Source organism: Sphingomonas sp. (assembly GCF_017304635.1).
Lineage (GTDB): Bacteria > Pseudomonadota > Alphaproteobacteria > Sphingomonadales > Sphingomonadaceae > Sphingomonas.
This window is the reverse complement of the sequence record NZ_JAFKMA010000001.1, coordinates 1,216,872-1,237,328: the sequence shown is the minus strand read 5'-3', so window position 1 is coordinate 1,237,328 and position 20,457 is coordinate 1,216,872. Positions and strand designations below refer to the sequence as shown.

Genomic DNA, 20,457 nt, shown 5'->3' with positions numbered 1-20,457 from the left:
AGAGGGTGGCTTAAAGGCAGATTGATGCCCAGCTGGTCATCCTGTGCCGCCGGCTAACTTCTGAAACCGGTAGTTGGCTATCTGCTAATTGCTATCATATCTTTTAGTATGAAAGGTTGCGTTTCAACGGTCGCACCGTAGCTTTTCGAGGATGATAGCTCGCTATACGGTTCATTTGAAGCAGCCCATCCGTATGCTGGATCATTGGCCCATTGACGTGTTGGGCGCGCGCATGACGCTGGTGGCTGACGGCGATATGGTCAGTGCATTGCTGTTCACTTTCACCGGCCAGCCCACATCTCTTGCGCCGACAATGACGGACCCTAAAAAGCCGGGGCAGCCACCGACGATCACCGTCAACGATCCGCTGCAATCCTTGTTGCGTCAGCAGGTTCGGAATGGCTTTAGCTTCATCCAGGCACTCTTTCCCGTTCAAGTCGCTTTCGATCGGACAGACGCGGAATATGAAGGGGAAACGCCGGCGGAGAACGATGCGATAGCTATTAGCCGCTTCACATATGGCGAGGCCGATGACCGTCCGCTCGCCCTGACATATGACTACTTCACCAGGGCCATGATGGCTGCCGAAAAGCCGTATGACGAACGATACCGGCTATTTGCCACGCTGACCGGCTACGCCCGCGAGGCGTCAAAGGAAGCGCGATATATCGACGCCTTTCGCTACTATTTCCTGATCCTCGACGCCTTCTTCAGCGACGGGCAATTCAAGAAGGCCGGTCTCGAAAAGGCGTTTAAGGGCAACGCCGTGCTCATGGACGCCATCAAGTCGGCGCAGGCCGATTTTCGAGAGGATCGGACTCGGCCCGCTACGCCGACCGGGACGTTTTTGCGCGGTTCGCCTACCCCGGATGAGATCGCCGAACACCTAGTTGAGCGGCGGGGCCACTACTTTCACAACAACCGGCGCAAGCCTGGGGCGTGGAGCCCAGACAAGCAGGACGAGGCTCGCGACCTGTCATGGCTGTGCTCAATGATATGCTTTTATCTATCGGAAGAATATTCGGCGCCGATGTTTGCCGAGAACCTTGGTTCACGGCATTTTGCGGAAGCCACGAAATCGGGAGCGATAATCGTGCTCAGGATCGACTACATTTACGTTGACGACGATGGCGACGGTGAGCCGAAGAAGGGGCGGACAAATATCAACATGCCCGGCACGAAGATAACGCGGAAGATGACGACAGAGATGACGCAGAATTTCGTGCAAAACTTCATTGAGTCTCAGCCCGCCAGTGCCTTGATGCATGCAATTTGTCGCGAGATGAAATCGGGTCAGTCAGTCTTCGAGATAAGGTATTCGCAGGATCTTCCCTAGCGCGATTCTACGGCCTATCGGCTGCCTCTACTGGCGGCGATGCAAATAAGATCACGGGACGGTTCTATATCACTCGGTCGTCTTTCACAGAGGCGGCTATGATGACTAATGTCGATGCTGTGGACTTATGACTTATTCACCGCTGATGACGCATTCTTCGCTGCGCGTGACCTGCGGGAAGTTGATCTGGCGATGACGTTGTTGGCTGACGATTTTGCACCCTGGACTACTTCGCTCAACTTAGCGACGGTTCTCCCTTCTTGACCCATTGAGAGCGTGTCCTTCAGAACCTTGAGCCGTGCCTTAAACCCGTCGTAGTCGGCAATTCGCTCATTCGCTTCTCCATCAAGCCCGAATTCGACGGTCAGTGTCAGCATCTGATCGCGAATGGCTTTGGCCTCGAGGGAATGGTCGAGGCCATCGGCTATCCGTTCGAAGAGAAATAGTCCTTGTTCGCGGGTCGCAGATTCTGGGAAGTCTTGAAGGAAGATTTTGCGCTGTTGTTCGACCAAGGCCTTGACCCTATGGCGCTGCCGCTCCTCGTCCGCCGCACGGCGCTTTCGATTGAGGCCTTTGAACAGTGCTTTCATTCTTCCGAGGAACTGCGCAATGCTTTCCTCGATTGCGCTATCCGCAGACGAAACCTCGCATAGAGTAACGATCGAACGGGCCAATCCAATCTTGTCGATGTGACCGCCTTGGGCGTTAGCGGCAGCCTTAAGTGCGTCAAAAATCCCTACGGTGGCGCTGAGCTTGGAAGCAACATCGGCTTCGGTCAGGACAATCGCTTCGCCCTCGCGGAACTCCGCGACTTCTTTGAAATACAAATTGGCAGCAACCAGGGCGAGCGGGAGGGGTAACAGGTCCTCAGGCTCAGCAACTAGATGTGTGATGCCGGACGCGATATCGAATTCGGCGAACTGCATAACGTAGTCCGGATTGATGAGGCGCCGGGAGGCTTTGTCATCCTTGCGTAACACAGCTGCTGCTTCGTTTCCGCTCTTGTCCGAATCCAATAGAACGATGACCGCTGGCGCATCGCTGTCGCGACCGCGGATCAGGTAGAGCATATACGGCACGTGGCTGGCTGAGCCGCACGGCACCAAGACGATCCGGTTCAAATCGAGCAATTCGGTTTCGCTCGAAACTCCACGACGCAGGATTGCACGCGAGATGCCTGCGAGAAGCACTTGGTCGGCAACCCCTTCGACTAAGAGGTTGCACGCACCGATAAAGGCGGTCTCGCCAACATAGGCGCCAAACGCTGAACGCAGAGGCTCGTAGTGGTTTTGCGAAGCGTTCTTGATCACGCGGGTGCCGTCGGCGCCCTTTCCTTTCTGTAGGACGCGAATGCGCTCGGCGCGGTTCTTGTCGAGCAGGAATGGTGAATGAGTTACGTAGACCACCTGAACGGGTGCAGCACCATCGTCAGGTTCGGCGAAGCCACGGAAAATCTTTAGTAAATCCTGTTGCGCCTCTGCGGAAAGATAAGCGTCGGGTTCATCCATTAGCAAAATCTCGGGGCGGTCCGGATCCGGCTCGTGCGTTTGCGACTGAATGAAATATGACAGGAAGTATTTGAGGCCCGCACTTCGTTCGTCGAAGGTATATTGCGTGCCGGTGCGGTCGCGTATGGTGAAGACAAGGTCGGATTCCAGGGCGGTGACGCGGAGCTGAAAATCACGATCCTGAACCCAGTATTTGGGAAAATTTAATCGCTTCTCGAGTTGTTGGTTTATGCTTTCTACAAGCGCGGTGGCATGACCGTTTTCGCCCGCGTCGATGAAATGAGCGAGTTCTACGAGCCGTTCAGGTTCTACATTCGCCAACTGGAGCAGTAGCCGTCGCGCAAGCGCATAGGACTTGGCAATCTCTTCTCGCGTCGCCGGAGTTTCTTCCAGCTCGGATATAATTGGAGATAATTCACCTACCGTTGCCGTCAGATTCTGAGAGAAGAGGCCTTGATCGGTCGTAAAAATGCGCCGCAAAATGTCCAAGACATCAAGAGAGCGACGGCGCGTCCGTCGGTCACGAACCGGCCCCGATCGAGCCTCAACCAGTTCAGATGTGGGTAGCGCGCCAGGTAACGCGACGTTCGACTGGATCGTAAACACGCGCGGGAGCACCAGCTTCCCGAAGTTGTGCGCGTCGCTATCAACGAGCGGCAAATGCTGATACCCGCCAGCGCCATCAGGAAAGTAAAGATCGAGGCGATCGGGGCCTTGGCGAAACATCAGGAAGCTATCGAAAGTTTCGGGCGCGGCAGGCGCATCGACCCGTATCTTATCTACCTCAACTTGATCGACGTTACTCCATGCAACGCCCAAGTGCGGCCAGAATTCGTTACCGCGCTCGACATTGAAGAAATCGCAATATCGACACAGATCCTGATGCTTGAACCCTTCGCCGCTGATCGCCTTTTCGATTGCCCCGAGCAAATGGCTCTTACCAGACTCGTTCGCACCGACGATCGTGGTGATGCGTGAGTCGATTGGCACCTCGATATACGGATACCACAGGTCGCCGATCATCTCCCACGTACGGGTTTCCGCATCGCGGTGAGCCTTGCGGTGATGATCATAATTAAACGACTTATAGAAGCGCGCGTAGACCTTGCTCAGTTGCATCGGCTCTCCCCTAGCCTACGAACATAGGGCGCTGTCTTCGCTGTGCAAAAGCAATTCACTCCGAATCGACAATCGCTCAGAGACTATGGTTGAGGCCTCGCTCACCGCCTCCACGCTTGGTCGCTCGCCGTCATTGGAAATGTTTGGAAAAAATTAGCGGCGATTCTACACAGTCGTTGGCCCCTTGGGGGCTGTTCGGGGGATGGAAATGGACGATTCGGCTAGCGCTGAGGATCTGCTTATCGATCTCGCGGTCGAGAGCTGGCGGCTGTGCCGGATGTTCCAGCGATCGATAGACGCGCGCGATATCAGGGCTGCTGGGCGACAATCCAATCAGGTCCGCTATTTTCAGCGCAAGCTGGATGATAGCTTGGCACCGTTGGGCCTGAAGCTCGTCGTGTTGGACGGTCAGGCTTACGATACCGGCATGGCGGCTACCGCACTAAACGCAGCGGACTTCGGTCCCGAAGACACGCTCTACGTCGATCAGATGATGGAGCCGATTGTGATGGGACCCAATGGCGTCCGTCGCACCGGCACCATGATGCTCAGGAATTAAGCCAGTGGAATATGTCGGTATCGACCTCGGCACGACGAACAGCGCCATCGCGAGTTACGATGGAGAGAATGTCGCGCTCTACAAGAGTCCGGAACAGCACGACGTGACGCCGTCAGCGATCTTCATCGACCGCCGAGGCAACAAATTCGTCGGCTCGCGGGCTTATACAAATGCGGCGCGAAATCCTGATAACGCCGCAACCCTCTTCAAGCGCATGATGGGGACGAATACCCCCATCCAGCTGCCGGCAGTCGACAAGGTCATGACGCCCGAGGAATGCTCGGCCGAGGTGCTGCGGACGGTGTTTGGCTATCTCCCCGAGACCATGCGGCGTGATGGCGATACCGGAACCGTCATCACCGTGCCGGCGGCCTTCAACCAGATGCAGAAGGACGCGACGCTCGCGGCAGCGGAGTCGGCTGGTATCGGTCGCGTGGCGCTGATGCAGGAGCCGGTCGCTGCGGTCATGAGCGTCATGCGTCAGCGCAACCGCGACGGCACGTTCTTGGTGTTCGACCTAGGGGGCGGCACGCTGGACATCGCGATCGCCCAGAGCATGAAGGGTCGCGTGAGCCTGCTAGCGCACGGTGGCGTCGAGATGTGTGGCGGCCGCGAAATCGATCGGGCGCTCATGAATGAGGTGGTCAAGCCTTGGCTGGTCGATACCTTTGATCTCAGCGACGATTTCGTTGCCGACAAGCGCTTCAGATCGCTGACTCGACTCGCGACCTGGGCCGCCGAGCGGGCCAAGATCGAGCTCTCTCGTAGCGACGAAGCGGTAATCGCATTGTCCGAAACCGAAATCGGTGTGCGCGATAATGCAGATGAAGAAATCTATTTGGATATCCCAATCGACCGCTCACAACTCGATCGACTGATCGACCCCATCCTCGAGCAAGCGATTAAGGCAGCAAGGGCGTCCCTCGATCAGGCCGGGATCAGCGCCCACGACGTCGATCGCGTCGTGTTCGTCGGCGGCCCTACCCAATACAAACCGCTGCGCGATAGGGTGGCGTTCGAGCTCGGGATCGCCGCTTCCACCGACGTGAATCCGATGACGGCGGTCGCCGAAGGCGCCGCTATCTTCGCGGAGTCGATCGACTGGTCGACCCAGAGCCGTGGCCGCAAGGCGGCGCGGAGCTCTTTGTCCTCCACGGGCCTTGAATTTGCGTATGTCGCGCGAACGCCCGACGCATCGGCGCGGATCGTCGCCAAGAAGGTCGGCACCGCAAACGGCGAGTTTCAAGTCGATAGCCTCGACACCGGTTGGTCTTCAGGCCGCAAAGAACTCAAGGACGGCGCCACGATCGACCTGCCGCTTGCGAAACCTGGCGAGAATGCCTTCCGGGTTTTCGTGTTCGATGCGGGCGGCGGGCCGATCGGGATCGCAAACGATCGCATCATCATCAGCAGGACGGCAGCCTCGATCGACGCGATCCCTGCATCGCACACCATTAGCATCGAGGTGCTCGAAGGGCGCGGCGGCGCCAAAGGCCTGGAGCCACTCGTTCGCGCGGGCGACCCACTTCCGAAAAAGGGCGTCGTCACGTTCAGATCAGGCGAGGCCCTTCGAGCCGGGAGTCCGGGCGCACTCAACTTCAAGCTGTGGGAAGGTGACATCCGCGAACCCGTCGAGGACAATATGCCCATCGGCACCTTCCGGGTGTCCGGATCGGATTTCGATGAGGGCATGATCTCGATCGGATCGGAGATCCGCTGCGAGTATGAAATCACAGACGGCGGCACGATCCGACTTGACGTTTCAGTTCCCGAGATCGGCGGTTCGTTTACCAGCGGCCATAATTATTACGCCCGCCAGGACGCCCAGCTCGATTACGCCCAAGCCGCTGGCCTTGTGGCTGTCGAGGCCCAATCGACCATGTCCCGGCTGGACGAGTTCTCCAAGCATATCGATGATCCGCGTGTGGAGGCGATCATGGATCGGATCGAGAAGGCGTCATCGCTGGACGTCGATCGGGCGGAGCCCGAAGAGACGAAGCATGCCCTTGATGAGATACGAGCCGCCCGCCGCGACATCTCAAATGTTCGCAAAGACCATTTGAAAGTCATCCGGCAACTCGATCTCGACGGGATAGTTTCGAGCTTCGATGGCTGGGGGCGGGAATTCGCGTTGCCCGAAGAGGCAGCGGCGTTCGATGCCCTTGTGCGAACGGCGCAACATTCGATCGACGCCGGCGCCAGCGATTTCGAAACCCACCTTGCAGAACTTCGGTCGAAGAACATCGCGGCGCTATGGCGATCGGATGAATTCGTCGTCGAACGCTTCCATTGGCTCTCGCGAAGCCCGGAGCAATTCATGGATCAAAATCGCTACGCCGCGCTGATACAGCAAGGGCGCGCCGCATTGGCCCAGACAGACCTGGGCTCGCTCCGTGATATCCTGATCCACCTTGACGACCTTCGCTTTACGCGAGGTGGCGAGGAGGAGATGCTCGCCATGACCAACATCATGAGGGGTTGATGCCGGCATCGCCATTTCCTCAAGGCACGGTGCTGCCCAACGGTGAAGAGCTTGGACGGCTCGTGCGCGCCGTAGATCCAATGTTCTGGATCCATGCGACCAAGAGTCGCAGGCGAGCGCTTCTCATGGCCGCCGAGTTCGCAAAGGTTCCTGCAGTCGGCACTGCGGCGTTGCCAGATCTCGACGTTCTGTCCTTCGCTGGCGGCGAATACCGAGTCATGGTCACCGACGGCACGCTCGATATCGTGGGGCATCTGCCTCGCCCGACGACGGTTGATCAGGCCCTAGCGTTCGCGACCGCATTGCGCCGCACGGACAAGACCGTCCAGGGCGCGATATACGACGAGGCGGGGAAGCTGCTGCTGCCATATTCCGACCCATCGCTTCAATCACGCGACAAGGCCGAAGTGCTGGGCCTGTTCCTGACCGGGGGCATTGAAGTGCGCGCAGACGATGTGGTTGCTCTTGAGCAGATCTTGCCCAAGTTCGATGTCGACGATTTAGAGGCGATCGTCATCGCCGCGGGTCTGGAGCTCAAATCGACGGTCCGGGGTGGCAAGCAGAAAAAGAAGGCCGCGGATATCCGTGCCAACGTCGGTTCGGCGGCTATCGGGCCGTTCGAATTGCCCGGCCGCCCAGCTCTCGCCGACTTCTTCAACGAGCATGTTATCGACATTGTCGCGGATGAGGAGCGCTACGCATCGCTGGGCATCGGCTTTCCCGGTGGGATCGTCCTCGAGGGTCCGACTGGTTGTGGCAAGACGTTCGCCGTTGAGCGACTGATAGAGCATCTTGGCTGGCCGTCGTTCCACATCGAGGCATCGAGCGTCGCCAGCCCATATATCCACGAAACTTCGCGCAAGGTCGCGCAGGTCTTCGCCGAGGCAACGAAAGCAGCACCGGCGGTTATCGTCATTGACGAGATGGATGCTTTTCTTGCGAGCCGCGACACCGGATCGCAACAGCATCACGTAGAGGAGGTCGCCGAATTTCTCCGGCGCATTCCGGAGGCTGCGAAAAATCGGGTGCTGGTCATCGGCATGACCAATCAGGTCGATGCCATCGATCCGGCCATCCTGCGACGTGGCCGCTTTGACCATGTAATCCACGTCGATCACGCCGGCCGAGATGAGGTCGCCGCGCTGTTAAGCTCGCTCCTGTCGGAGATTCCCAACGACGTGCCCGACTTGGCTGGCTTGGCGGCGGCGCTTGCCGGCCGGCCGCTATCCGATGTGTCGTTCGTTGTTCGCGAGGCCGCGCGGCTTACGGCTCGCGGCAAGAAGGAACGGATCGGTCCGGACGAGATAGCGAGCGCCCTCGCCAAGAGTCCCTCCCGCAATAGCGACGAGCAGCGGCGGATCGGTTTCTGACCATGGTCACGCCGAAAGATATAGGTTTTGAGGGTCTGGCTGGGCTTGCCACGGACGTCGATGAAGCGATCGCCGCTGCTAATCGGATAGCATCGGCCGCACCGCAACCGGCGCCTCCACGAGCAGGAACGACAGCGACAGCACCGACAGCGCCCGTTCATAAAGATGGCGGCGCAATCCCTGCCGGCGTCAAAAAGATTGGCGGCTGGGTGCTAGGAATCGGAATCCTACTAGCGATAAAGGCTTGCATCTGGGGCGGTGTCCATGCCGTCAGTGACAGCAGCAGCACGTATGTCGCACCAAGCGATCAATCGACCGCCTATGATACGACTGCCGGCTCCAGCGGCACGTCGACCGACAACATGACGATTGGTGACGCCGTAGACACATCGACTGGCAGCGACGGGACAGCGACGGGCGAGGCCGCCGCCTCTGAGGACGATGGGGCGGAATCAAAGCCTACGCCGGGCTATGCCTCCCTTGGCTTGGCAGAGATCCGCTACTGCCTGGCCGAAGACATCCGTATTGCCGCGCAGAAGACCGAGATCGACGGACTGCAATACAGCGACACCGACAAATTCAATCGGAACGTCGATGGGTTCAACGACGCCGTGAGCGACTATAACAGCCGCTGCTCCAATCGATCCATTCTGGCGAGTGATCGTCCAACGGCGACCTCGCAGGTGGAGGCGAAGCGGTATCAATTGGAAACCGAGGGCCGCGCCCGTGTCCAGTGATCCTGAAAAGCAGCCCACGAATCCATTCGCCATCCTTGGCGTGACGACCCGAGACGATCGTGGGCGTATCATGGAGGCGGCCGAGGAAAGGTCGCTGATCGCAGATTCAGACCTATGTCAGCAGGCACAGGCCATCCTCACAAACCCGCGACGCCGGCTGGAAGCAGAGCTTAGTTGGTTCCCCGGGACATCGCCAAAGGTTGCTGAGCAGGCTGCTTCATCAACGGTATCTCAACTGTCGGAATTGCCGCTGGGCGGGCTAGCCATGGCCAACGCCTTGGTTGCCGCCTCGTCGGGTTGGACCGCACAGACGGTCGTTGAGCTCCGCGACTTCCTGGACGCGCTGACCAGTGCCGCCGATCAAGTCGATGTCGAGCGGGTAATCCGCGAGGTGAATGAGGACCGCGAGATTGCCGGTTTCCCAATGGTCACGTCCATGGACGTGGCAGCGGAATCGCTGCGTGATCGCCGGCAGGCTTGGCGACGAGCGGTCATGGCGACATTCGAGCGCGTGCCGACGGTGGAAATGGCCGAGGCGATGTTCACGTTGGTTGATAAGGTCGCCGATGAACAGCGCTTTCCTCGTTTCCTTCATGAAGTGATCGATGATTACGCGGTGAGGTCGCAGTCGTTCTTGGCGCGCGAGATCGCAGGCGCGGAACGCTTAGTTGAGAAGGCGCGCGAGCTGGCGGCGACGCGACCTGATGCGCTGCCGCCAATCATCGACGCGCTTAAAAAGCTGCTCGTGACCTGGGACGAACTGACGCACCCGGTCCAGATAAGCGCGACACTGCGTGGTCAGCGTGACGAGGAAAGCGAGAAGCTAGCGTTCACCGTCCGTAGCCTCTCGATTGACCTGTACAACGACCATAGCCTGCTGGAAGAATCTCAGCAGGTGTCCGTCCTGGTAGGTAGTAGTTTCTCGGCATTGCCACGCGTTGCGTCCAAGATCGCCGAAGACGCGCAGGCCCTCGACAATCTGTCAGCGCAAGCCGCGCAGGAGGATGCGGAGCTGGCCTATGCTGCCGATGTTGGAACGTTCAGCAAGACCCGCCTCTCGATCGATCGGGATGGCGTAGAGTGGCGAGGTAGGCGCACCAGGCTATCTGCGATCCGAGGCGTGCGCTGGGGCGCTATCAGAAAGTCCGTCAACGGCGTTCCGACCGGGACAGATTATTTGATCGCTTGGAACGACGGGGTTGCCACAACGACAGCCGAATTCAGGAACGGCGCGATCTTCGAGGCCTTCGTGCCAAGGTTATGGCAGGGCGTCGGCTTCCGCCTCATGAACGAGATGATGGCCGCGCTCGGCGCTGGCGGCGAGCTCACATTCGGCAAGATGGTCGTCAGGAACGAAACCGTGGTCCTCACGCAGCGCAAGATGTTCAGCAGCGAACGAGTGGAGTTCGGCTGGGGTGACGTGACGGTCAGGACGGCCGACGGTTCGTTCATTGTGGAAGGCCCGAAGGGCTCCAAAGCGTCGGAGACGATGGGCTATCGCGAAATAGACAACATCCATTTCTTCGAGGCGCTGGTGCGCCAGGCATTCAAAAATGGTCGCGTTCGATTGAGTGAGGCCTTCGCCTGATATCCGACTCTCTGGCTAGCTATCCCAAAGGTGCGTCACTCACCCAACCGCGTTAGCCTCGCGCGAGCCGCGCCTCGGGAATGATGTCGATCAGATAGAAAGTTCGTTCTACCGAGTTGATATGACCAGCATGGTCACCAATCCGTCGCTGCGATCGCCCACTAAGAAACGCACACGCAATGTCCAGCGAGGCATCCCCGGCGTTCTTCGAGCGATGTGTCAGCGACACCCCGGGTTCTGGTGCCATTTTGTCGCGTAGTGTCTCTCGTCGATAGAGATGTAGCAGATCCTTGGCATGGCCGTTCCACGCCGCGCCCAAGTAGTTCGCATCGAACGGCGGCATGGCGATGCCATCCCGTGGTATCGCGCGAGATGTCCCTTTCTGCGGATACCATTCTTGGACCATGTGTTCGATGTATGCTTCGGCTTGCAGGTAGCGAAGGACGCCGACTCCGGCGATCTGCACGTGCGATAGCCCCGCGAACCATATGCCCGAGAAGTGCGCCGTCAGTTCATTCTGGGTCAGCGGCCTATCGAGGATGCGCCATAGCCGCTTGTTGCCGTACGTCTGGAGCGACCGGATTCGCTCGACCAGGCTATCGAGCGGGGTGCGATCGAGGCCGAGTCCAAGCACGAGGAGATCGAGGTCGTGCTTTACCGCCGCGCCGAGCAGGCGCGCCTGAGGGTTGTCGGGCAAGCCCTCCGGCACGGCCTTGGGCCGAACCGGGTCATGCTCCTCGCGCAGGGTGGCATAGAGTTGCAGTGCCACGCGCAGGAGAAGCAGATACGGCTTGAAGTCGTTGGTGATCCGCTCGGGCTTGAGCTCGATCTGACCGGCGCTGACCAGCGCGCCGAATGGATTGGCGGCGGCGATCCGACTTCGCGCGAAGGTCAACTGAAGATCGTTGCAGCACCAGATCAGGCCTTGGCGTGCGATCAGATCGAAGATGATCTCGCGGGAGAAGTTCCCAGGTGCACCCTTGTTGCGCAGGCGCTTGAGCGCATGGCCATGCCGCCCAGCGACGATCGCTTCATACATTGCTGGCGCAGAGCCATAAAGGTGCCACAGCCGATCGACATGGCGATGTAGATACGCAATCGCCGCATCGATCGCATCAGAACTGCCGTTACGAATGTCGCGGCGGGACACCGTGCAGTCGGGCCAGCCCGCGACCACATAGGCGATAAGTTCGCGGTCGCGACTGCGCACGATCATGCATTCGCACAAGGAGAGCAGATCGTCGCGCGACCGGGGGATCAGCGCATCGGGTAGCGCCAGTTCCTTGTGATCGAGCACCCCGATGGGCAAGGTCGACAGGTCGGTAAGGCCGGGATCGAAGATCAGCAGATCGTGATCGCTGCGTTCGCCTGAGCCTTCGCGGTATTCTATAATTAGGCGGTCAATAAACGACGTCAGGTCGTCCGCGACCGGTAACCCTTCTTCTTCGAACAGTCGCGTAAACTCGGTGAAGTCGCTGACGACAGCGTTGCGCTGGCGCGACGCTGACTTCTGTTGGAAATAGGTCTGTTGTTCTCGTGCAGTGCGCTGGCGCTTAGCTTCCTTGCGGCCGAGCTTGACGTCCATGTTCATAGCGTCTGCCGCTCCCGCTCGATTGCGGCGGCCAACTTGGCGGCAAAAACATTAACTTCGCCTTGCAACGCAGCGGCGCGGCGATAGGCAAGAAGTCCCGTCCTGCCAGCCACCTGCTCGGCGGCGCAATCGTCAAGCGCGTCATCGCGCTGCTTTGCGAGTTGCAGGAAGGCGGTATAAGCCGCGTCGATGTCGGTGAAATCGTCCATCAGTCGATCCAATCAGCCGGCGTGGCCGGCGGCCCCCACCAAGTCGGATTGCCACCGGCTGCATAGATCCAGTCGAACGCTTCGCCCCGGGTCGTGACCTTAGGCTCGGTGATCTGACGCCATGTACAGATTCGTGAGATCAGTTGCTCCTGGTCAGCCGTGATGGTGTCTCGGCGCCAGCGCTCGTTCGCGCCAGTGCGACCCGAGGTGACAAAGGAGGTCACAGCAGCGTCGTATAACGCCTTGCCGTGCAGCCAGTCGATATGGACACCCCACTGCCTGCACCAATCGTAGCGATCGGCGTGCTCGAATACCGCGTCGACGAGATCAGCCAGCGGCGCATCGCCGATGACGGCGCGCGCGTCGACCAGCCATGTCAGCATCCGTCGAGGATTGCCGAGCAGGCCGGTAATCGCGATCGGATCGATTCGCTCGAACCCGAGCACCGTGAGCGCTCCGCCCAACGCATAGCGCTTAGCATCGCGGTTGCGCCGCCGTGGATCCGCCAGCGCCTGGCGACGCAATTCAGGGAGCTTCTCCGTGATGACGCCCAGGTCGGCGCGGATCATGTCAGCTGTGCAGTCGATGGCGGCCATGATGGCCGCAAAATCGGTATCGTAGGTCATGGTTAGGATGTGGCCACGCCTGCGGCATGGCATGTCCAACCTACCCCAAAGAGCGCCTTTCACCGAATAGGTGCCAGCACTAGCGCCGGGGTAGGTTGGCCCACCATCGGCCGTAGAAATCCCAGATAAGGGTGAGAGGGGGTGGTGCGCGATAAAGTGTTGTTTGGGGCAAAGCCCACAACACACCGCTTTGGCCACCCCCTCTCATGATGTTGGAAGGGTAGGATGGAGGTCGGCTACGCCGCGCTGAAACAACGATCGGAGGGGGTGGCGCAGGCCATCGCCGCCGAGCGCAGCGCGCGCAACTTCGCCAGCCGGCGCAAAGCGGTCGAGCGGGCCGATGAGCGCGCCAAGACCCGCGACCAACTCGACAAAAAGCGCCGTGACGATCGCGCGGCCGACGTCGCACGGCGGCGGCGGATCCGGGTGCGGGTCGCGCAGCCCGACAGGCCGCGCTATCGCGGGTCTACTCCGCGTCGGCTCTACCATCGTCAGGTGCAAGCGATGCTCGCTGGCACGATCGGGCTCAGCGACAGCCGAGGCCCTGACCGGCTGTATTCCATCCACTATGCGTTCACAGCCCGCGGGTTTGCGTCGCGCAAGGGCCGACGCTGGCGCTCCGGCGAGGCCGAACGCGCCGCGTTGTATGGCGTTCGCGAGGATGCGCTGGAGGGCGGCGAGCGCGGCTGGTGGTCGAACATTGCAGAGGACAGGAACGAGCTTGCCGCGCATTACCGCGCGTCGGAAGCGCTCGAAAAGCACGACCGCGCCAATGCCAACGTCTATTGCGTTGAGGTGATCGCGCTGCCCGCCGAATTGACCGCGCGGCAGCGCCGCCGCGCGGTGCGACGGATCTGCCGCTGGTTCGAGGCACGCGGAATGGCGTATTCGGTCGGCATTCACCTGCCCGACGCGTCGGGCGACCAGCGCAACTTCCACTGCCACATCGTCTATTCGCTGCGACAATCCCGACGTGTGGCCCCGTATGAATGGGAGTTTGCGACGGGAAAGCAGAACGACATCAACACGCCCGACGGCATCCGCGCTCGGCGGTTGGCGGTGGTGCGTGCGATCAACGCCACGTTGCACGCGGCCGGTATCAACAAGCGCTACACCCACTTGAGTAACAAGGCCCGCAATATGCTGCCGCCCGAGCAAGGCAAAGTCGGGCAGCAGGCGACCTGGACGCGGCGCCGGCTCGAAGCGATGACCCGGCGGCAGGGCAGACTCGAAGCACTCGCCGGTATCGTGGCGAATCTGCGCGATGCGGCGGTCGATGGAGCAGCGCGCGTGGAGGCGGCACGGATCAAGACCATCCGCAAGGTCGAGACGATGGGGCGCGCTACCGCCATATGGTCGGAGGGGAGCGGCATCGACGATATGCGGCCGCGGCTTGCTGTCGCACTGACCGGTATGGCGGAGCGTATCGTCGAATTGCCGGGCGACATCGATCGCGTGCGGACGGCGGTGCGGCGGAAGGTTGAGGTGATGGCGCACCGGGTCGGGGTGTGGGCGGAGGATGGTGGTGTCGGCGACATCGGCGTGCTGATCGCGCGGCGCCTCAATACCATGCGCGAAGGCATCGATCAGGTGCGACAACACGGCCACCAGGCCCGGCTCGGTCTACGTCGCGACATCGGCGATCGCTTCGGCCGGATATCCGTCGCCACGGTTGTCGCGGGCGGTGGCTCGGCGATCCAGAGCCAGGGACACCAAGCCGATACACGACTGCGTTCGGTCGTTGACGACATCGATCATGTTAGGGCCGATGGCGCATCCCGGCTCGCCGACGCTTCGCGGCGGATCGAGCGCGCAAGGGCGCGCGACGATATCCGCGTGTCGCTTCTGGGCGTGACGACCTATGGTCAAACACGTCTGGCTGCGGCAGGAACCGCACTTGGCCGCCGGTTGGAGGTGATCGTTGGGCAACTACGGCATGCCGACAACCGGATACCGGCGGTGCGATCCGATGTGCGGGATCGCCTTCGCACGATCGTGGCGGCAATCGATCCCCGATCGGCGGACGGCCGGCGCATCGTGACGCGTCTCTACGCGGCGAAAATGGGCAGGGCCGAAGCGAGATCGGAATCGGCTGCCATGCGGATGATCCGCGACCATACGGCACCGCCTGTTCCTGCCAGGGAGGAGAGCGTCGAACGCCGGCCCGAGGTCGCCTCGCCGTCGCAGCCCGACGCGGTGCCGGCGATTACCCAGGCTGCCGAGACCATCGGGGCGACCAGCGATCGTGAACTGGCGCGAGCGGCTGCGGTGGAGCGTGAACGGATTGATCGCGAAGCCGCCTGGAAACGGCTCGTGAAAAGCCGCGCCATCGTGACCTATGATGGCACCAGCTATGACATCGACATGGCTATGCTCACCGATACCGAGCGGGCGCTGTTACTCAGGCCCGGGTTCGCGGACGACCTGCAGCGCAGGTTGCGGGATCTGTTTGCCGAGCAAACCGAACCTGTGTCCGCCGAGGCGGAAACGCCTGCGATCGGCCAAGACGACATCGATATGGCTATCCAGCACGCGTTCCGGGATGGCGGCATCACGCGACAGTAAGATGGGGGTAATCGCGACGCCGGTCAGTCGCCGCCGCCTTTCCAGCGTGCGTAGCGCGCGTCCGGCTCATGAAATGCGGCGAGGCTTGGCTTGGTCTTCAAGGCAAAAATCCGGCCGGCCAGTTTGGCAAGTTCCTCAGCGGCACCGGGCTTCCACCCCTCCCGCACGGCCCATGACTTGATGCGATCCCCAGGCGCAGAATGGCCCTTGGCGCGCAAGATGCGCAGGGTCTCTTCGGCATGCTGCTTGTCGCGGGGGTTCATCACGCCATGCGAGAGGTTCACCATCCGCGAGAGCGAGCGCAGTGCCTGCTCGATGACCGGATCGGTGAGCAAGGGCGCGGGCGCCTGAACTGGCTGCCCGTGGACCCTTGGTGTCCAGCGGTCGGTCCAGCCTTTCGCGCCATCGAGCGGCCACGGCACCGCCACAACGCCGGCGACGCCTGCAAGTCCATCGACGAAATCCAGGATCTTGTCCTCGGCGTAAAACACGACGATGACCGCATTGTTGGCCCCATAGCGCAAGGTTTGCATCGTCTCGTGCTGCAACATGAGGTCGCCATTCAACCGCACCGGCTTGCCGCCCGACAGCGCTTTTGTCGCTTGCGCACCGAGATGACTGGCAAGCGATGAAGATTGCATCTGCGCCTTGGTGTGGGTCAGTAGGATGACCTTGCCGGCTTTGGGCGATGCGTTGTCGGCTAGAATCTGCGCATAGCCGAGCGCGATCTTAAGCGACTGCGGGTCGGAATCGTCGATCGGAACAACGACGCGTGTCGGCATGGCCATGGAATTTCCTCGAAATATCAAGCGCCGGAGATAAGCGCTCCGCCGGCGAAACCAAGCCGTAGAGCCATGACCTGATGCGGCACGACACAATTGGTGAAACCGGAATTCGAGAAGCATTGAAGAGAATGGGCGCCGATCGGCGCGGTATAGAGAGAGCGGAGGCACGAGCCTCCAAGGGTGTGAAAACGCCTGCGCGAGGCTTGATCGGTCAACCGGCCGATCCACCCAGCCTCAAGGAAGTTACCTTGCCCAAGACCAAGACCGCATCGAGCATCACCGCCAACCCGCACACGTGGCTCGATCTCAATCCCGATGACAAGCATGCTGCCGATCACTTTATGTTCGGCGTGCTGGAGAGGAATTATAATGGCCGCCTCAACAGCGCGACCGAGTTCGCGACCGTCAAACTACAGCCGGTGCCGCCAGTGATCGGCGGGCCGCTGATCACCGCCGAGCGTGCCGAGGTGCTGTTGCCGGCGGATGCCGACGACCGGTTCGGCGATCCGTTCGTGCTGGCCGCCGAGGTCGATCGTATGGCTGTCGCGGGCAAGCCGGCGCTGCTATGCTACGTGACACTGTACTATCCTCAAGCCACCCGGCTGCACCACGCGTGGCACGATGCGCGCTCGTTCGCCGAACGGCTTGCCGATGATCATGAGGTCGCGACCATCGTCGCGCTGCACGCGCCGCATCGCGCGGGCTCGTCCAATCCGGTGCACGCCCATCTGCTGATCGTGCCTCGCGTGCTCAATGCGTTGGGCCTCGGCAAATACCAGCACCTGTTCTGCTTCGCGCGGGGCCAGAAAGAACTGGCGCGCCTGTGGGACGAGCATCGCCGGACGTAACCCGAAGATCGTTTGATTGCCTGGCCTGTCGCTGGCAAATCTACCTGTCTCAACTCGACGACACCGACCCGGCTGCGCCGGGCGGTGTCGCTCGCCTGCGAAAGATTCCCATGACCGATATCAATTTCCCCGCCGGCGCGGACCTCGCCGCGCGCCTTCTCTCCTTGCCGCTCGCCGCGATGAACACGGTGGCGGCGATCCCGCCCCATCCGATCGCCCATATGCCGGCCTGCACTCTGCATGTCCCGGCGGCCAAGCTTCTGGTGGCGATGACGCCGCAATCGGCGCCGGCGTTCGCCGCCACGCTCGAACAGGTGTCGCGCGATCATGACCATGATGTGCTGTTGATCCGCAGCGGACGACACCCCGAGGTGATTGATGAGGTGATGGTCGATATCGCGCTCCGCTTCGGGGGGGACGCACTGGTCGTCACGGATCTGCTGTTCTTCCGGCATACCGACCGAGGACTGTGGCTGGTGCCGGGCGCGCGCGGCCCGTTCATCGAACTGACCCGTGCAGGGCTCAGGCTCGAGATGCTGTCGCCCTGGCTCGACGCCGACGAGCGTTCGGCCGGCTTGTGCCGGGCCGCCGCCGAGATCGCCCGCCTTGCGCGGCGGAGATCCGGCCAATGACAATGAGGAATGGAGGTGACGATCCCCTGGTGGGGAGAAAAAGGAGGTGTGTATGCTGAACGAAGTCGAGATCGCCGGGCGTTACGTCCATGCGGTGACCCGGATGACCCTGGGCCACAAGATGCTCAAATCCGGCCTGGCGCTGCTCGCGGGTGGTCCGATCGACATGGCCAAGAGGATCCACCTCGCCCAAGTGGCGAAGCAAAGCGACTGCGACCTGATCCACCTGACGCTCGACCATGTCGATGGCGATTACCGCATGACCGGCATCCATATCTGTGCACCAAGGGATATCGCGGTCTACACCTACCCCGAGTGCCGGCTGTCACTCGTCGGCAAGCACGCCATCATCATACCGCCCAAGGGTGGCCGGGGGCATTTCGAATTGACACCGCGCGAACTTATCCACCGGCCCCACAAGCCCGATGGCTGGGAGGAGGGCATCGATCGCGCCGAGCGCCGGTTGCGCGATCTGGTCGAGCAAGAGGTCGATACCGCTGGGCAAATCGATCTCTACACCGTCCCACGTGTGGCGTGATCCATATATCGGTCCGGCGCGATATGCCGCGCCGGACCGATTGCATGACAACACAGGTCGTGCCGATGACGCAATGATGACCGACAATGCAAAGACTGCCGCGATCGTGGCACACGCGGCGGAATGGCTGCGGCGTAACCTGATGTCCGAGAGCAAGGATAAGTAGCGCGTCGCTGAAGAAGTGCTCGCAACCATGATCGCCAATACGCCGGCGAAGGGCGACGGCTAGTCCGAGCGTCAAGGAATCGATGCCGAAAATCCCCGCCTAGGCCGTTAATGGATTATTTGCTCCGGCCCGCGCAATCTGGCGTTCGTGGCGGAAAAGCATTCCAGGCGACAGTTGCGGGCGCTACGGGCGGCGCAGCGCTCGATCTGTGCGGGTTGCGGCAAGCCGGTCCCGAGCTTCCGCAAGGTTCATTACAACGATCCAGCCTATCCGACGTTCGACCATCTAGAGCTTCGCAGCCTTGGTGGGCTACGGCATTTATCGAACGGCCTGCTCAAACACCGTGCCTGCAACGTGGGACGCGGCACGGCACCGCCAACAGGCTGTGACCTGATCTGGTCGAGTGTGGTCGCAGTAGCACTCGAAAAACGACCGCGCAGCTACAAGCCGTTTTTCAAGGGCGGCATCCGTAATCCCCAATTTCTCGGGCGATAGGCGCGACGACCGCTTGGGCGACATCGTCGCACCCTGTAGAGGGGGCGAGTTTCGATCGGGAGATGTTGCGGTGACCAGCGACGCACGCGATGATCGTTGGGCCATGCTGCCTGGCGCGCGTTGGGAGAACCCGCTTCAGGCCCGAACATGGCTGATCGAGCAACGCCGCCTGCTCGGCTGGACGCACAAGCAAATCGCGAACGCGTTCTTGGACTGCGCCTACAAGAGTGATCTCTATATCGGGACGGGCGGCGGTGCCCTGTTCGATCGTCCCACGGAAAAACGCATCGCCCGCTTCGAGCAGGAAGGAGCGGCCATCCCAGACTGGATGTATTGGATGCCCCTGGTGATCCAGCATGCGCAAATCCCACTGGAGGATCGCTGGACCTGGGAGCGGGAACACGTCCCGGCACACGCGGACGTGCGTCGCGAACGGGAAGATGTCGAGGATCACGCCGGTCTCTATCAACTCGATGACGATGAGATCGCTTTGATCGAACGCTTCCGCGCCATGAGTGGTGATGAACGCGGTTTCCTCCGCCTCATGGCACAGCCTGAGATGCTCGGGTGGCTAATCAGCGTGCTGAAACGCGCGCACGATCACGAAACCACACTGCTTGATATGGTCGAGAGTGGATTGGCACGGCTGGACGAAAGCTGATCGCGGCTTGCCGCGCGGAAGATGTCACTGCTGTTAGGGTAGGTTGGACGCCTGACGCGGGCGCGCGAAACATATCCTACGCGTGTCTCGCGATCTGCCTTGTCCCAAGCGGAAAGCCGCTGGTTCCGCCAGCGCGAGACATGACGTGTCCGCTCAGGACAGGTCGGTCCTGGATCGCTTACCCCGATCGCTGTCGATCCTGCCGGACGAGATCCGGATTCTGGATCAGGTGCTGGGCGATGAGATCGCAAAACTGTTCATCGAGGAATGAAAATGCAGAATTATCACAACACGAGAGCGTGCATATATGCCCGCGTATCGGCGACCGATCAGGTGAACAACGGGGTGTCGGTCGCCGACCAGATCGAACGCGGCAAGCAATGGTGCGCGCAGAACGGCGCGATTCTGGTCGATACCGTAATGGACGCCGGCGCCAGCATCGCCGATCGTCGGCAGTTGCACGAGATGATCGCGCGGGCGACGGGCAACGGCCACCCCTACGACGTAATCCTCGTCTCCTCACCCTCGCGTCTGTTTCGGAACGCCGCGTTGTTCGGGCAATACGGACAGACCCTCGGGGAGGCAAACGTCGCGATCGTATCGGTGACGTGATCGTTCGTGAACATCCTCCAGGGGAATGAA

At 60.8% G+C, this 20,457-nt stretch carries 19 protein-coding genes; 14 read left to right on the top strand and 5 right to left on the bottom strand.

All coding sequences use genetic code 11. From position 1 onward, the window contains the following. Positions 1–175: 175 nt before the first annotated feature. A complete protein-coding gene (locus J0I47_RS06295) occupies positions 176–1,336 on the top strand; it encodes a hypothetical protein (RefSeq protein WP_294045629.1) in 1,161 nt (386 codons plus the stop codon). 125 nt (positions 1,337–1,461) lie between these two features. Here J0I47_RS06295 and J0I47_RS06290 read toward each other — a convergent pair whose 3' ends face one another. Beyond that, positions 1,462–3,963: an AAA family ATPase gene (locus J0I47_RS06290; RefSeq protein WP_294045628.1), complete on the bottom strand. Its 2,502-nt coding sequence runs from the start codon at positions 3,961–3,963 to the stop codon at positions 1,462–1,464. A 208-nt stretch (positions 3,964–4,171) separates the two neighbouring features. On the opposite strand from J0I47_RS06290, the gene J0I47_RS06285 reads away from it, so the two are divergent. The 5 genes from J0I47_RS06285 to J0I47_RS06265 are packed head-to-tail and all read left to right on the top strand — an operon-like array spanning position 4,172 to position 10,699. After that, positions 4,172–4,522, top strand: coding sequence for a hypothetical protein (locus J0I47_RS06285; protein WP_294045626.1), 351 nt, complete (start codon positions 4,172–4,174; stop codon positions 4,520–4,522). A gap of 4 nt (positions 4,523–4,526) precedes the next feature. Continuing rightward, on the top strand, positions 4,527–7,004 hold the full coding sequence (locus tag J0I47_RS06280) for an Hsp70 family protein (protein WP_294045625.1): 2,478 nt from the start codon (positions 4,527–4,529) through the stop codon (positions 7,002–7,004). Further along, positions 7,004–8,374, top strand: a complete 1,371-nt coding sequence (locus J0I47_RS06275; RefSeq protein ID WP_294045624.1) for an ATP-binding protein — start codon at positions 7,004–7,006, stop codon at positions 8,372–8,374. Before J0I47_RS06280 ends, J0I47_RS06275 begins: the two co-directional genes overlap by 1 nt. A gap of 2 nt (positions 8,375–8,376) precedes the next feature. Further along, the gene (locus J0I47_RS06270) at positions 8,377–9,111 is read left to right on the top strand and encodes a hypothetical protein (protein ID WP_294045623.1); all 735 of its coding nucleotides are present in this window, start codon (positions 8,377–8,379) and stop codon (positions 9,109–9,111) included. After that, positions 9,101–10,699 carry a hypothetical protein gene (locus J0I47_RS06265; protein ID WP_294045622.1) on the top strand — a complete coding sequence of 533 codons (1,599 nt, stop codon included), beginning with the start codon at positions 9,101–9,103 and terminating at the stop codon, positions 10,697–10,699. The genes J0I47_RS06270 and J0I47_RS06265 overlap by 11 nt, the downstream gene beginning before the upstream one ends. Positions 10,700–10,751: 52 nt before the next feature. On the opposite strand, the gene J0I47_RS06260 is transcribed toward J0I47_RS06265, so the two are convergent. From J0I47_RS06260 to J0I47_RS06250, 3 genes are read right to left on the bottom strand one after another with little or no spacing between them, the layout of a single operon-like run. Beyond that, the gene (locus J0I47_RS06260) at positions 10,752–12,284 is read right to left on the bottom strand and encodes a hypothetical protein (RefSeq protein WP_294045621.1); all 1,533 of its coding nucleotides are present in this window, start codon (positions 12,282–12,284) and stop codon (positions 10,752–10,754) included. A gap of 2 nt (positions 12,285–12,286) precedes the next feature. After that, entirely contained in the window at positions 12,287–12,499 is a 213-nt protein-coding gene (locus J0I47_RS06255; RefSeq protein ID WP_294045620.1) for a hypothetical protein, read from the bottom strand. Further along, positions 12,499–13,125: a hypothetical protein gene (locus J0I47_RS06250; protein ID WP_294045619.1), complete on the bottom strand. Its 627-nt coding sequence runs from the start codon at positions 13,123–13,125 to the stop codon at positions 12,499–12,501. The genes J0I47_RS06255 and J0I47_RS06250 overlap by 1 nt, the downstream gene beginning before the upstream one ends. Positions 13,126–13,350: 225 nt before the next feature. Here J0I47_RS06250 and J0I47_RS06245 point away from each other — a divergent pair, with 225 nt between their 5' ends. Further along, entirely contained in the window at positions 13,351–15,690 is a 2,340-nt protein-coding gene (locus J0I47_RS06245) for a MobA/MobL family protein (protein WP_294045617.1), read from the top strand. Between the two features lie 23 nt (positions 15,691–15,713). Here J0I47_RS06245 and J0I47_RS06240 read toward each other — a convergent pair whose 3' ends face one another. After that, complete coding sequence (locus J0I47_RS06240) at positions 15,714–16,478, bottom strand: hypothetical protein (RefSeq protein ID WP_294045616.1); 765 nt, start codon at positions 16,476–16,478, stop codon at positions 15,714–15,716. 74 nt (positions 16,479–16,552) lie between these two features. Here J0I47_RS06240 and J0I47_RS06235 point away from each other — a divergent pair, with 74 nt between their 5' ends. The 7 genes from J0I47_RS06235 to J0I47_RS06205 all read left to right on the top strand — a co-directional run bounded on the left by J0I47_RS06235 (position 16,553) and on the right by J0I47_RS06205 (position 20,427). Beyond that, on the top strand, positions 16,553–17,323 hold the full coding sequence (locus tag J0I47_RS06235; RefSeq protein WP_294045614.1) for a hypothetical protein: 771 nt from the start codon (positions 16,553–16,555) through the stop codon (positions 17,321–17,323). A gap of 110 nt (positions 17,324–17,433) precedes the next feature. Continuing rightward, the gene (locus tag J0I47_RS06230) at positions 17,434–17,955 is read left to right on the top strand and encodes a hypothetical protein (protein WP_294045613.1); all 522 of its coding nucleotides are present in this window, start codon (positions 17,434–17,436) and stop codon (positions 17,953–17,955) included. Between the two features lie 52 nt (positions 17,956–18,007). Next, positions 18,008–18,493, top strand: coding sequence for a hypothetical protein (locus J0I47_RS06225; RefSeq protein ID WP_294045611.1), 486 nt, complete (start codon positions 18,008–18,010; stop codon positions 18,491–18,493). Between the two features lie 313 nt (positions 18,494–18,806). Further along, positions 18,807–19,154 carry a hypothetical protein gene (locus J0I47_RS06220; RefSeq protein WP_294045610.1) on the top strand — a complete coding sequence of 116 codons (348 nt, stop codon included), beginning with the start codon at positions 18,807–18,809 and terminating at the stop codon, positions 19,152–19,154. 70 nt (positions 19,155–19,224) lie between these two features. After that, entirely contained in the window at positions 19,225–19,815 is a 591-nt protein-coding gene (locus J0I47_RS06215) for a hypothetical protein (RefSeq protein ID WP_294045609.1), read from the top strand. Positions 19,816–19,960: 145 nt separating this feature from the next. Next, complete coding sequence (locus tag J0I47_RS06210) at positions 19,961–20,086, top strand: hypothetical protein (RefSeq protein ID WP_294045607.1); 126 nt, start codon at positions 19,961–19,963, stop codon at positions 20,084–20,086. 2 nt (positions 20,087–20,088) lie between these two features. After that, positions 20,089–20,427, top strand: a complete 339-nt coding sequence (locus J0I47_RS06205; RefSeq protein ID WP_294045606.1) for a recombinase family protein — start codon at positions 20,089–20,091, stop codon at positions 20,425–20,427. Positions 20,428–20,457: the final 30 nt, after the last annotated feature.

Bases quoted from the DNA above. Each gene is read 5' to 3' on its own strand.
- J0I47_RS06275 (WP_294045624.1), top strand. From the start codon at position 7,004: ATGCCGGCATCGCCATTTCCTCAAGGCACGGTGCTGCCCAACGGTGAA.
- J0I47_RS06205 (WP_294045606.1), top strand. From the start codon at position 20,089: ATGCAGAATTATCACAACACGAGAGCGTGCATATATGCCCGCGTATCG.
- J0I47_RS06240 (WP_294045616.1), bottom strand. From the start codon at position 16,478: ATGGCCATGCCGACACGCGTCGTTGTTCCGATCGACGATTCCGACCCG.
- J0I47_RS06245 (WP_294045617.1), top strand. From the start codon at position 13,351: ATGGAGGTCGGCTACGCCGCGCTGAAACAACGATCGGAGGGGGTGGCG.
- J0I47_RS06285 (WP_294045626.1), top strand. From the start codon at position 4,172: ATGGACGATTCGGCTAGCGCTGAGGATCTGCTTATCGATCTCGCGGTC.
- J0I47_RS06225 (WP_294045611.1), top strand. From the start codon at position 18,008: ATGCTGAACGAAGTCGAGATCGCCGGGCGTTACGTCCATGCGGTGACC.
- J0I47_RS06290 (WP_294045628.1), bottom strand. From the start codon at position 3,963: ATGCAACTGAGCAAGGTCTACGCGCGCTTCTATAAGTCGTTTAATTAT.
- J0I47_RS06255 (WP_294045620.1), bottom strand. From the start codon at position 12,499: ATGGACGATTTCACCGACATCGACGCGGCTTATACCGCCTTCCTGCAA.
- J0I47_RS06235 (WP_294045614.1), top strand. From the start codon at position 16,553: ATGCGGCACGACACAATTGGTGAAACCGGAATTCGAGAAGCATTGAAG.
- J0I47_RS06230 (WP_294045613.1), top strand. From the start codon at position 17,434: ATGACCGATATCAATTTCCCCGCCGGCGCGGACCTCGCCGCGCGCCTT.
- J0I47_RS06260 (WP_294045621.1), bottom strand. From the start codon at position 12,284: ATGGACGTCAAGCTCGGCCGCAAGGAAGCTAAGCGCCAGCGCACTGCA.
- J0I47_RS06250 (WP_294045619.1), bottom strand. From the start codon at position 13,125: ATGACCTACGATACCGATTTTGCGGCCATCATGGCCGCCATCGACTGC.
- J0I47_RS06270 (WP_294045623.1), top strand. From the start codon at position 8,377: ATGGTCACGCCGAAAGATATAGGTTTTGAGGGTCTGGCTGGGCTTGCC.